We start from the raw sequence: 12434 nt of genomic DNA on the forward strand, positions 1-12434 counted from the left end.
ATGGCAACCGAAGTCAAAACCACGTGTCCCTATTGCGGTGTCGGCTGCGGCGTGGTCGCGACGGTTGGCGATGACGGCGGCGTCGGTGTGAAAGGCGACCCGGATCATCCGGCCAACTTCGGCCGGCTTTGCTCCAAGGGGGCGGCGCTTGGCGAGACGCTCGATCTCGACGGGCGGCTGCTCTATCCCGAGATCGGTGGACAGGCAGCGGAGTGGGATAAGGCGCTCGACCTCGTCGCCGATCGCTTTTCGCAGGCGATTGCCGAGCACGGGCCGGATTCTGTCGCCTTCTATGTCTCCGGTCAGTTGCTGACCGAGGACTACTATGTCGCCAACAAACTGATGAAGGGGTTCATCGGTTCGGGGAATATCGACACAAACTCCCGCCTCTGCATGTCCTCATCGGTGGCCGGTCATCGCCGCGCCTTCGGATCGGACACCGTTCCCGGTTGCTACGAGGATCTGGAGCTTGCCGATCTCGTGGTGCTGACGGGCTCCAACCTCGCCTGGTGCCATCCGGTACTCTACCAGCGCCTCGTTGCTGCCAAGGCGGCGCGCCCACAGATGCGCGTGGTCGTCATCGACCCGCGCCGCACCATGACGGCCGATATCGCCGACATGCATCTGGCGGTCCGGCCGGATGGCGACGTCGCGCTCTTCAATGGTCTCCTTGCGTACCTGGCCTCCAGCCCGGCCGTAAACCAGGGCTACATCTCGGCACACACCAGCGGATTTGCCGAGGCCCTCGCCGCGGCAAGCGCCTTCGATCAAGCCACACTGGCGCGACTAACTGGGCTCGACGAACAGGAACTCGCCGCCTTCTTCCGACTTTTCGAGAGCATCGAAAAGGTCGTCACCTGCTACAGCCAGGGGGTCAACCAATCGGTCTCCGGCACCGACAAGGTCAATGCCATCATCAACTGTCACCTGGCGACCGGCCGGATTGGTCGACCCGGCATGGGGCCGTTCTCCCTGACGGGCCAACCCAACGCCATGGGCGGCCGCGAGGTTGGCGGCCTTGCCAATATGCTGGCCGCCCACATGGACATAGAGAAGGCCGGAGACCGCGATCAGGTCAGACGTTTCTGGGGTGCGCCGGCCATCGCCGCAAGACCAGGCCTCAAGGCCGTCGACATGTTTCGCGCAGTCGCCGATGGGCGCATCAAGGCGATCTGGATCATGGCGACCAATCCGGTGGTGTCGATGCCGGATGCCGATGCGGTCGAGGCAGCGCTCAGGGCCTGTCCCTTCGTCGTGGTCTCCGATGTCATCAGGCAAACAGATACGACCCGTCATGCGCATGTGCTGTTACCTTCGCTTGGTTGGGGCGAGAAGGATGGCACCGTTACGAACTCCGAGCGCCGCATCTCCCGCCAGCGCAGTTTCCTGACGGCTCCTGGTGAAGCCCGGGCGGACTGGTGGCAACTTGCCGAAGTCGGCAGCCGCATGGGTTTTGCCGGCGCCTTTGCCTACGCATCGGCATCCGAAATCTTTGCCGAACATGCCGGCCTTTCCGGTTTCGAGAACGATGGCCGGCGCGATTTCGATGTCGGCGCCTATGCCGAAATCGATGGTGCCGGCTATGATGCACTCATGCCGTTCCAATGGCCGCAGCCGCGGGGCAAGGCAAGTACTGTGACGCGCTTCTTCGCCGATGGCGGATTCTACCATCCGGATGGTCGCGCGCGCTTCATCACGACCGCAAGCCAGCTTGCCAATCGCGTCAGCGATGCCTTCCCCTTCACCCTCAATACGGGGCGCGTTCGCGACCATTGGCACACGATGACCCGGACGGGAAAGAGCGCGCGGCTCTCCGCCCATATCGGCGAACCCTTCGTCGAGATCCACCCCCGCGATGCGATGGAGCTTGATCTTTCGCCTGCTGATCTCGTGGTGCTGGAAAGCCCCTTTGGTGCGGTGGTCGTCCGAGCACTGATCACCGACCGCCAGGCGCGCGGCAATCTCTTCGTGCCGATGCATTGGAACGACCAGTTCGCGGCTAAGGCGCGCATCGATGCCTTGGTGCCGCCGATCACCGATCCTGTTTCGGGCCAGCCCGCCTCCAAGAACGTTGCCGTTTCCGCCCGCCGTTTCTCAGCCTCCACCTATGGATTTGCAGTCAGTGCCGCAAGGCCGGAAGGGCTTGATTGCGCCTATTGGGCGCTGGCCAAGGCAAGGGGCGGGTGGCGGCTCGAACTGGCGTCGCAGACCGAGCCTGATGATTGGGTGGCGTGGTGCCGACGCATCTTCGATATCCCGGCGGATATCGAACCAATCGGCTATGCCGACGGGCCGTCCGGCCATCGCCGGCTTGCCTTCTTCGATGGCGCCAAGCTGTTGCTGGCGCTTTATCTCGCGCTAGAACCCGTCGCCGTTGCCCGCAGCTGGGCGGTGGAGCAGCTCGGGGCCTCGCATGCCGATCTGCGACTTCGCTTTGCGCTCGTGGCCGGCCGACCGGGTGCGGATAAGCCCGATCCGGGAGCAACCGTCTGCTCCTGTTTCAATGTCGGGATCAACCAGATCGTTGCTGCCGTCCATGGCGGCTGCCGCTCGGTCGAAGCTATCGGCCAGACGCTGAATGCCGGAACCAATTGCGGCTCGTGCCGCGCCGAGATCAGGGGGATCGTCGATGGATGCCTTGCTGCTGCCGCGGAATGAAATGCGCCCGCGCGCGGACCCGCCGCGCATGATGCCTTTAGCGAAGCTGCCCGTGTTCTTTGCGCTCGAAGGCCGCCGTGTCGTTGTGGCCGGCGGCTCCGACGCCGCTGCCTGGAAGGCGGAACTGTTGGCCGCCTGCGGTGCCGAGGTGCATGTCTATGCACCGCCTGAGGAAATCGGAGAGGCCTGCGCCCGCCTGTTCGAGGGCGGTTCCTCTCACCCAGGCGGCAGGTTCACTCATCACCGCGAGGCCTGGACAAAGGAAGCGATCGCTGGCGCGGCGCTTGCGATTGCCGACTGCGAGGGCGATGAGGACGCGCGGTCCTTCTTCGAGGCGGCCAATGCGGCTGGCGTGCCGGTCAACATCATCGACAAACCGGCCTATTGCCAGTTTCAGTTCGGCTCCATTGTCAATCGCTCGCCGGTCATTGTCGCAATATCGACTGACGGCGCCGCGCCCATTCTTGCCCAGGCGATCCGTCGCCGCATCGAGACCTTGCTGCCGCCGGTTCTGAAAGATTGGGCGTCGCTGGCACAGGCGATCCGCGACAAGGTCAATGCGCGCCTCAAACCCGGCGCGGCACGCCGCGCCTTTTGGGAGCGTTTTGTCGATCGTGCCTTTCAGGAGACACCGGAGGAGGGTGTCGAGATGCGGCTGGTGGCGGAGATGGATCGCTTCGCGGCGAACCGGACCGACACCGGCCGCGTCACGCTCGTCGGTGCCGGGCCGGGTGACGCGGAACATCTGACGCTGAAGGCGGTGCGTGCTTTGCAAGCGGCCGATGTCATCCTTTTCGACGGTCTCGTTTCCGATGAGGTGCTGGAGCTTGCCCGTCGCGAGGCCAAGCGTCTGCTGGTGGGCAAACGTGGTGGGCGCGCGAACTGCAGCCACGAAGACCTCAACGACATGATGGTATCCTGGGCACGCGCCGGCAAACGGGTTGTCCGGCTGCAATCCGGTGACCCGGCGATTGTCGGCCGTGGCCGCGAGGAGATCGCCCGGTTGGAAGAAAGGGGCATTGCGGTCGATGTCGTCCCGGGCATCACGGCGGCGAGCGCGATGGCGGCACGCCTGTGCGTCCCGGTTGGAGACCGGGATCATAGCGGTCCCATCTCCCGTTGGGCGTGACGACGGAGACCGCCTTTATTGACAACGATCGCAAGGCGACAGTTGAGGGACGCATCCTACATGCGCATTCCGCACTGTGGTTCTATAGGCAGCAAACCGCCAGCAGCGTCGTCACTTCCTCTGGGACCGGCCGCTGCAGCATCTCTGTCATTCGCCCTGGGCGAAGCGCCACCATGAACTCTGATCAAGGCGCCGCTGCGGGATCCGCGACGAAAGCAGGGCCGATCGGCAGCGCACGTTTATGTCCGCTCCCCCGATACGCTGCAAGAATTCGCTCGGCGGCCGACTTGCTTATGGTCTTTCCTTCGAGGAAGTCATCGATCGCGTCATAGCCAATTCCATAGACCTCTTCATCGGGCTTCAGCGGGGCGTCTGTCTCCAGATCGGCTGTGGGGACCTTGGAGACGAGATCGGACGGTGCGCCCATGTAAGTGGCGATGGCGCGTACCCGTCTCTTGTTCAGCCCACTGAGAGGGACGACATCTGCGGCGCCGTCTCCGTGCTTGGTGAAGAAGCCCATCAGGGCCTCGGCGGCATGGTCCGTTCCAATCACCAGCCCGTTTGCGGCACCGGCGATCGCGTACTGGTAGATCATCCGCTGACGCGCCTTCACATTGCCGAGGTGGAAGTCGTCGCGCGCCGTGCCAAAAAGATCGCCAGCGGATTTTCGAACCTCAGTGAACAAAGCGTCGGCAGCCGGTTTGACATTTGCTTCCAGGCCAAGATCGGGGTTGATCACCGCCAGACATTCGAGAGCGGCCGCTTCGTCAGCCTGTGTCCCATAGGGCAGCCGAACGGCGATGAACTGCGCGAGATAGCCGTCCTCGCGCAACGCCCGGACGGCCGCTTGTGCAAGCAATCCGGCAGTCAAGGAATCGACCCCACCGCTGATTCCCAATACATAGGCCCGGGCATTTGCCTGTCGCAAATAGCCGGCCAAAAAAGCAATCCGCTCTCTTGCTTCCATCTCTGCATCGAACTCGTCCGGCACGCCGAGTGCCCGAATGATCTCGAATTGCTCGTCCACTGACCAATTTCCGGTCAAATCTGCCTCCCATTCGCCGCGTCCGCGTCAAGTGCTTTCATCGTCGGCTCATCTTTTGTGGCGGTCCTCCCAATGTTGCTCGGCGCCCGGCACTGGGGCAAGCCAGGGTTCACGTCTCTTCACCCACAATTCATAGGTCGGAACCAGGTTGGTCGGTGCATCGCTCAAGCTGCCAAGTTGGACCTCGGCTTCATCTTCGTCATAAGCAAACATGTGGGAGCTGCAGCGCGTGCAGAAACGCTGTCCGTTATGGGCAAGCGTTGTCTCCCCGGTAGCGTCGAAATCGACTCTGGCCCAAATGGCGTAGAATGTGAACGCCGATCCGCTCTCTCGGCGGCAATTGGCGCAATGACAGATACCAACTCGGATGGGTTCGCCTTTCACCTCGTATTTGACCTGCCCGCAGAGGCAGCTACCTGATCTCTTCGTCATGGTTGTGGCTCCGTTTCCTCCACAGGCGGGGGCTGGTTCGATCATCAATGACTCACCGGGATCCGGATTGCCATTGCTAAGGGCGTCGTACGTGTTTCCGCTGCCACCCTCATCGCGCGTAACGAACGCCGTCAAATCAATCAATGACCGACTGATGCAGCACGTACAACGGCACCGTGAATGGTGCGGAAAACAAGGAGCATCGCTTTCTGAAACTGAACCTGAGAGCGCTCGCCTCTGCCTTCTGCGCGATTCTCGCCGTAGTCTTCCTGATGGGCGTAATGGCGCGGATACTACAATTTGTGCTGGCCGCATTATTGTGGGCTTGGCGAACGATCGTGATAGTGTTGAGATTGTTGCGCGTGGGGATCTCCAGGATGGCGAGCGGATGATCCTGTGCTGTTGGGGCAGGCTTAATCGTTCCGACCTGGCACATAGCCGTATGAGGGCAAAGTCATGGTCCCGTTACCGCATACCGACCAATCCATCCAGCCATCGACCGGCACACTGCGACCGGATATCATCGCGGGCCTGACGGCCGCGGCCGTGGTGCTGCCGAAGGCCATGGCCTATGCGACCGTTGCCGGCCTTCCTGTCAGCGTCGGGCTCTACACCGCCTTTGTGCCTATGATCGTCTATGCCCTGCTCGGCACCTCGCGCGTGCTCAGCGTCAGTTCGACGACCACGCTTGCGATCCTGACCGCAAGCCAGCTCGCGCTCGTCGTGCCTGATGGGAACCCTGAGAAGCTGATCACCGCAACCGCAACGCTGACGGCGCTCACGGGCCTGCTTTTGATCGCGGCTTCGGCCCTTCGTTTGGGTTTCGTGGCAAATTTCATTTCGTCGCCGGTGCTCACGGGTTTCAAGGCCGGGATCGGCCTCGTCATCGTGTTGGACCAGGTGCCAAAACTGTTCGGGCTGCATTTTACCAAGGAGGGGTTCTTCCGGGATATCCTGAACCTCGTCCACCATTTGCCCGAGACGTCGCTCGTCACATTCGCGGTCGGGGCCACGGCACTGGTGCTTCTACTCCTCCTGGAAAGCCGTTGGCCGCATTCTCCGGCTCCGCTCGCTATCGTCGCAGCGGGAATTGCCGTTTCGTGGTTCGCAGGCCTTGGCCCGGCCGGCGTTGCCATCGTCGGGCACATTCCTCAAGCCCTGCCTTCGCTTGTGCTTCCGGATATCGACCTGATCGTGCAACTCATTCCGGGTGCGTGCGGCATCGCGTTGATGAGCTTCACCGAGACGATTGCTGCTGGACGGGCTTTCGCAGTCGCGGGTGAACCGCCCATCCGCCCAAACCGCGAACTGGTAGCGACCGGCGCCGCCAATTTTGCCGGCGGGCTTTTCGGCGCGATGCCGGCAGGCGGCGGCACATCGCAGACGGCGGTGGTACGCGCCGTCGGGGGACGCACGCAAAAGGCATCGCTGGTGACGGCGGCGGCGGCTGCGGCGACAATGCTCGTTCTTGCACCGCTCCTCGGGCTTTTGCCGCAGGCTGTGCTCGCGGCCATCGTCATCGTCTACTCCGTCGGCCTCATCCAGCCGGCCGAGTTCGTCTCGATCCGCAAGGTTCGCCGGATGGAGTTTCGCTGGGCACTCGCCGCCTTCCTCGGCGTGCTCTTGTTCGGCACGCTCCAGGGCATTCTCGTCGCTATCACCCTGTCGCTCGTCGGCCTCTCGGCGCAGGCGGCAAACCCTCGCATTCACATGGTCGGCCGAAAACGCGGCGCAGACGTTCTGCGGCCGCTTTCGGCTGAGCATCCAGACGACGAAACCTTCGAAGGCATGCTCATCCTGCGCCCGGAGGGGAGGCTCTTCTTCGTGAACGCCCAGCAGGTCGGCGACCGTATTCGCACGCTGGCTAATGAACAAAAGCCACGCGTTCTGATGCTTGACCTCAGCCGCGTTGTCGATATCGAATACTCGGCACTCCAGATGATCATCGATGGAGAACGAAGCCTTGCGCGCGGGGGCATCGAACTCTGGCTCGCAGGCCTAAACCCGGATGTGCTCGCCTATATCAGGGCGTCAGGGTTTGCCGACCAGCTTGGGCCTGACCGCATGTTCTTCAACACCCGCACTGGTATCCGCCGCTACCAGGACAGCCTTGCAGTCGCGCCGCCACAGCCCGGTGCGGCAACGACCTGATGTTCCGTTTGTTTTCGCGCGGAGAGTTCTGCAGCGCAATGCTAAGCTGCGGACCCGATATCTGATCGAGATTGTCAAGTAATGGTATCGACTATGTCGAACTGTCTGAAAATTATACAAAAAGGCACCCGTAGCTTTAGTTTTACGGCTCCTTTTAAAGTTTAGGATATAATATTATTTAATGCCGAATGGCACCTTGAAACGAGTGTGTAAGGGTGTATTCTCGCAGAAATAGCGATGAGCATTTAGTCAGATTTGGTTCCCGATTTCCGAGTAATGGGGAAGGCACTATGATTGACTGGTTCGTAAACACGCTTCGCACTTATCCTGAAATTGCAATATTTCTCTCCTTGGCGCTTGGGTATTACTTTGGGTCGTTCACGTACAAAGGCCTCGGCCTCGGTGCGGTGACAGCCACACTGATTGCTGCTGTCATCATCGGGCAGCTCGGGATCACCATATCGCCACCGCTCAAGGCCACGTTCTTTCTGATGTTCCTGTTTGCGATCGGTTACGGTGTCGGGCCGCAATTCGTGCGGGGCATCGCCAAGGATGGCCTCCCGCAGGCATTGTTCGCCGCGGTTGTCTGTGTCTTCTGCCTCGGAGCACCCTATATCGCCGCGAAGATAGCCGGCTACGATGTCGGCTCAGCGCTTGGGCTATATGCCGGTTCGCAGACCATCTCCGCGTCGATGGGTTTGGGAACGGACGCAATCAATCGCCTCGGTCTGGCGCCGGAAGAAACCAAGAAGCTGCTGGATGCGATGCCGGTCGCCTATGCCGTCACCTATATTTTCGGCACGATCGGATCGGCTATTGTGCTGGCCCTGATCGGCCCCGCGCTCTTGGGTATCGACCTCGAGGCGGAATGCAAACGCTACGAGGCGGAGCAGGGCGGCAAGAAGGAGACGGGCGGGGCGGGAACCGCCTGGCATCACTACGAGTTGCGCGCCTATCGCGTTCGGGAGGGAGGGCCGGTCGTCGGCAAGACGGCACATGACGCCGAATCCATGATCCCCGAGCAGCGGGTTTTCATCGAGCGTATCCGCCGAGGATCAAAGATCGAGGATGCAACGGCGGACACGGTCATCCAGGCGGGCGACGTCGTTGCCGTGGCAGGCCGACGCGAAGTGCTGGTGAGCCTGATCGGCCATGCGGCAGAGGAAGTCGACGATCGCGAGTTGCTGGCGGTGCCCGTCGAGGGTGTCGATGTCCTTGTCACCACCAAAGAGGCGAACGGAAAGACGCTGGCCGAACTGGCACAATGGCCGTCGTCCCGCGGCGTGTTCCTGCGGCGGATCGCCCGTGGTGCCACGGCGACGGAAATCCCGATCCTTCCGAACACACAAATCCATCGTGGCGATATCCTGACTATCGTCGGACGGACGCAAGATACCGCGGCTGCCGCCAAGGCACTTGGTGTAGCCGATCGTCCGAGCGACGTTGCCGACGTCGCGTTCATCGGCGCTGCGATCGCCATTGGCGCCTTGATCGGAGCACTCGTCTACAAGGTCGGCGATGTGCCGTTTACACTGTCCACGTCAGGGGGAGCGTTGATCTCCGGTCTCTTCTTCGGCTGGCTGCGCTCCGTGCGGCCGAAATTCGGACGGATTCCGACATCGACGGTCTGGTTCATGAATTCGGTGGGCCTCAACGTCTTCATCGCCGTGGTCGGCATCTCGTCGGGGCCAGGCTTTGTTGCAGGCTTACAGCAGCTTGGTTTCAGCCTGTTCCTTTGGGGCATATTCGCAACCACCGTGCCGCTGGTGCTGGCAATGTATGTCGGGAAGTATGTGTTCCGGTTCCACCCTGCCATTCTGTTGGGATGCTGCTCCGGCGCGCGCACGACGACTGCCTCCCTCGGCATGATCAATGATCGTGCCAAGAGCCAGATCCCGGGGCTCGGCTATACCGTTACCTATGCCGTCGGCAACACCCTGCTGACGATCTGGGGCATGGTTCTTGTGATGATGATGACCTAGAGCATTTCCAGGAAAAGTGTGAAGCGGTTTTCCGTCAGGAAATGCGTAAAAACAAAGAGATAGAGCGTTTCTGTGACTTCGTCTAAATCGGAAACGCTCTAGCGTTTCGGGCCGTCATGGATCGTCTTTCGAAGCTCGGATCGGCAGAAGCCGCGTCGGTTTTCGAAGTGTATCAGTCTCATTTTGCGACCGGAACTGTAGCTGCCACTGAGTGAGAACCGCGGGCTGGTGACAGCGGGCAGCCGATTCAGAACGGAGTTGGGAGCGCGTTATGCCAAACAAGACCACGCATGTTGATCAATTTCTGCTCATCCATTCGGCACGGGCCGATAATTGGCGCGAGATCACGACATTGGCCGATGCCTGGGCCGCTAACCGGGGCGAGCGGACAGCGCTGGAGGCGGCGATCGCCGAAGTGGCACCGGCCGAGGAGTACCACGCCTATCCGGGTGGGCGATTGCTTTCGGCGCTGGCCGAGCGCATCGCCACCAACGATGCCGGCGGGGCGGCGAAACTCGCGCGGCGCATCTCCAACGGGCTTCTTTCCCATTCCTATCGCGGGCGCCCGAGCGAGTGGGACGTTCATGACGAGATGTCGGCGACCGAAGTGGTCGACATCATGCCGCCCGGAACCGGCGAAGCGGGCGGCCGCCGGCCGTATTTCGAAGTTCTGTTCGTCAACAGCCAGCCGGCCGTGCGGTGGGAGGCGTTCGCAGCCGAGATCCGCAGGCTACGCCGGCCCGAGGATGGCTTCATCTACGAGCCTGTTCTGGTGGGATCCTTTGAGGATGCGTTCTGTGCGGCCGCATTGAACCCGGCCATCATTGCCGTCGTGCTCGCCGAGGGTTTTCCCTATCGCTCGCGTCACGACGCGCCGGTGCTCCGCTCCGTGCTTGATCCGCTTGGAGAAGCCGAGGGACCGGACATGTCGGCGCTGCGTCTGGCGCGCGGGTTGAAGCGGATCCGGCCGGAGCTCGACGTCTATCTGCTGTCTGACCGTCAGGTGGAAAAGATCGCCGGCGATCCGGCCGCAGATGCGGTTCGGCGTGTGTTCTACGCGGTCGAGGAACCGCTGGAGATGCATCTCGCCATCCTTGAAGGCGTGCAGGCGCGCTACGAAACGCCCTTCTTCGACAATCTGAAGAAATATGCGCGGCGGCCTATCGGCACATTTCATGCCCTGCCCATCGCCCGCGGCAAGTCCGTCTTCAAGTCGGACTGGATCCGCGACATGGGCGAGTTCTATGGGCTCAACCTGTTCCTGGCGGAAAGTAGCGCGACGACAGGCGGCCTTGATAGTCTCCTGGAGCCTACCGGCACGATCAAGCGCTCTCAGGAGTTGGCCGCACGCGCCTTCGGCGCTGACCACGTCTTCTTCGTGACGAATGGCACGTCCACCTCCAACAAGATGGCGGTGCAGGCGCTTCTGGCGCCCGGCGACATCGCGGTTGTCGATCGCAACTGCCACAAGTCGCACCATTACGGCATGGTGCTGACCGGTGCGCAGCCATACTACGTCGAAGCTTTCCCGATGACGGAGTATTCGATGTATGGCGCCGTGCCGCTCGCCACCATCAAGCGCGCGCTGCTGGCCTTGCGGGCGGAAGGGCGCCTCGACCGGCTGAAGCTGCTTGACCTCACCAACTGCACTTTCGACGGACATATGTACAATGTCAGGCGGGTGATGGAGGAATGCCTAGCCATCAAGCCAGACCTTATCTTCCTCTGGGACGAGGCGTGGTCCGGGTTTGCCCGGTTTTCGCCCTTCCTGCGTCCGCGCACGGCCATGGGGGCGGCAGCCGATATCGAGGATTGGCTGCGCGATCCGGCCTCGGTCGACGCTTATGAAAAGCAGCGCGCCGACCTCGGCAAGGATCCCTCCGATGAAGCACTGCTCGCCGCTCGCCTGATCCCAGATCCGCGCCTTGTCCGCCTTCGGGTCTACCAGACCAACTCGACGCACAAATCAATGTCGGCGATCCGGCAGGGCTCAATGTTGCTGGTCAAGGATGTCGATTTTCACAACGTCGAGGCCCAGTTCCACGAGGCGGTATTCACCCATGCCTCGACCAGTCCGAACCAGCAGTTGATCGCCAGCCTCGACATTGCACGCAGGCAGATGGAACTCGACGGTTACGGACTGGTGATGAACGCGATCGAGATCGCGCTCAAGATCCGCCGGGCGATCAACGAGCACCCGCTGATTTCGAAATACTTCCGTGTTCTTGGTGCCGATGAGATGATCCCGGCGGAGTACCGGCAATCAGGATTCAAGGACTATCTGGCGCCCGGCTCGACCTGGGCCACAGCGGTCAAGGCGATGAACGAGGACGAGTTCTACCTCGATCCCACGCGCATGACGCTGGTGTGCGGGACGGCTGGTTTTGATGGAACGCAGTTCAAGGGATTGTTGGCGAACGAATATGATATCCAGCTGAACAAGACGTCGCGCAACAGTGTGCTGCTACAGTCCAACATCAACAATACCCGCAGCGATATTGCGCATCTAATCCGTGTTCTGGTCGAGATCTGCCGTGGCATCGAGAAGCGCCTGGCCGACGGCGGGGAGGGCGAGCGTGCGGCTTTCGCGGCACGGGTAAAGTCGCTGATGACCGATGTGCCCGACCTTCCCAATTTCAGTCACTTCCACGAGGTGTATCGCGGAGATGCGGGGCGGACGACGCCGGAGGGCGACATGCGCGCTGCCTTCTTCAACGCTTATGACGCGTCTGTGTGCGAATACGTGCCCCTCATTGGTGCCGAATGCGACCGGCGCCTGAAGGACGGGCCGGAAATGGTCTCCGCCAATTTCGTCATTCCCTATCCGCCCGGGTTTCCGATCATGGTGCCGGGGCAGGTGCTGACGCAGGAGACGATCGACTTCATGCGCAAACTGGATGTGAAAGAGATCCATGGCTACGAGAAGGCGCGGGGACTGAAGCTGGTTAAGCCAGACGCAGTCGCCGCCAAGGCGAAGCGTCAACCAAAATCACGGTAGCGCCGGAATGTATCGGCGCTCGATTGTTTCGATTTGGTC

6 protein-coding genes and 1 pseudogene are annotated in these 12434 nt (G+C 61.5%); 5 read left to right on the forward strand and 2 right to left on the reverse strand.

The window, feature by feature from the left end:
* Together ASD03_RS24590 and cysG are read left to right on the forward strand one after the other, a co-directional pair.
* Complete coding sequence (locus ASD03_RS24590; protein ID WP_057217059.1) at positions 1-2658, forward strand: nitrate reductase; 2658 nt, start codon at positions 1-3, stop codon at positions 2656-2658.
* Positions 2630-3763, forward strand: a pseudogene (gene cysG, locus ASD03_RS24595) (siroheme synthase CysG); the annotation flags it as partial. The gene ASD03_RS24590 and the pseudogene cysG, both read left to right, overlap by 29 nt.
* A 208-nt stretch (positions 3764-3971) precedes the next feature.
* Here the strand turns inward: cysG and nadE are convergent.
* Both nadE and ASD03_RS24605 read right to left on the reverse strand, forming a co-directional pair.
* Entirely contained in the window at positions 3972-4814 is an 843-nt protein-coding gene (gene nadE, locus ASD03_RS24600; RefSeq protein ID WP_280137633.1) for an ammonia-dependent NAD(+) synthetase, read from the reverse strand.
* Positions 4815-4880: 66 nt separating this feature from the next.
* Positions 4881-5264, reverse strand: a complete 384-nt coding sequence (locus ASD03_RS24605; protein WP_057217064.1) for a GFA family protein — start codon at positions 5262-5264, stop codon at positions 4881-4883.
* A gap of 456 nt (positions 5265-5720) precedes the next feature.
* Here ASD03_RS24605 and ASD03_RS24615 point away from each other — a divergent pair, with 456 nt between their 5' ends.
* From ASD03_RS24615 to ASD03_RS24625, 3 genes are all read left to right on the forward strand, one after another.
* Entirely contained in the window at positions 5721-7415 is a 1695-nt protein-coding gene (locus tag ASD03_RS24615; RefSeq protein ID WP_057217068.1) for a SulP family inorganic anion transporter, read from the forward strand.
* A 290-nt stretch (positions 7416-7705) separates the two neighbouring features.
* Entirely contained in the window at positions 7706-9397 is a 1692-nt protein-coding gene (gene aspT, locus ASD03_RS24620; protein ID WP_057217069.1) for an aspartate-alanine antiporter, read from the forward strand.
* Positions 9398-9668: 271 nt separating this feature from the next.
* Positions 9669-12395, forward strand: a complete 2727-nt coding sequence (locus ASD03_RS24625) for a decarboxylase (RefSeq protein ID WP_057217071.1) — start codon at positions 9669-9671, stop codon at positions 12393-12395.
* The last annotated feature ends 39 nt before the right edge of the window (positions 12396-12434 follow it).

The organism is Ensifer sp. Root127 (assembly GCF_001425225.1).
GTDB classification, from domain to species: domain Bacteria; phylum Pseudomonadota; class Alphaproteobacteria; order Rhizobiales; family Rhizobiaceae; genus Ensifer; species Ensifer canadensis.

Coding starts and splice junctions, on each gene's coding strand:
- ASD03_RS24590 (WP_057217059.1), top strand. CDS start 1: ATGGCAACCGAAGTCAAAACCACGTGTCCCTATTGCGGTGTCGGCTGC.
- ASD03_RS24605 (WP_057217064.1), bottom strand. CDS start 5,264: ATGACGAAGAGATCAGGTAGCTGCCTCTGCGGGCAGGTCAAATACGAG.
- ASD03_RS24615 (WP_057217068.1), top strand. CDS start 5,721: ATGGTCCCGTTACCGCATACCGACCAATCCATCCAGCCATCGACCGGC.
- aspT (WP_057217069.1), top strand. CDS start 7,706: ATGATTGACTGGTTCGTAAACACGCTTCGCACTTATCCTGAAATTGCA.
- ASD03_RS24625 (WP_057217071.1), top strand. CDS start 9,669: ATGCCAAACAAGACCACGCATGTTGATCAATTTCTGCTCATCCATTCG.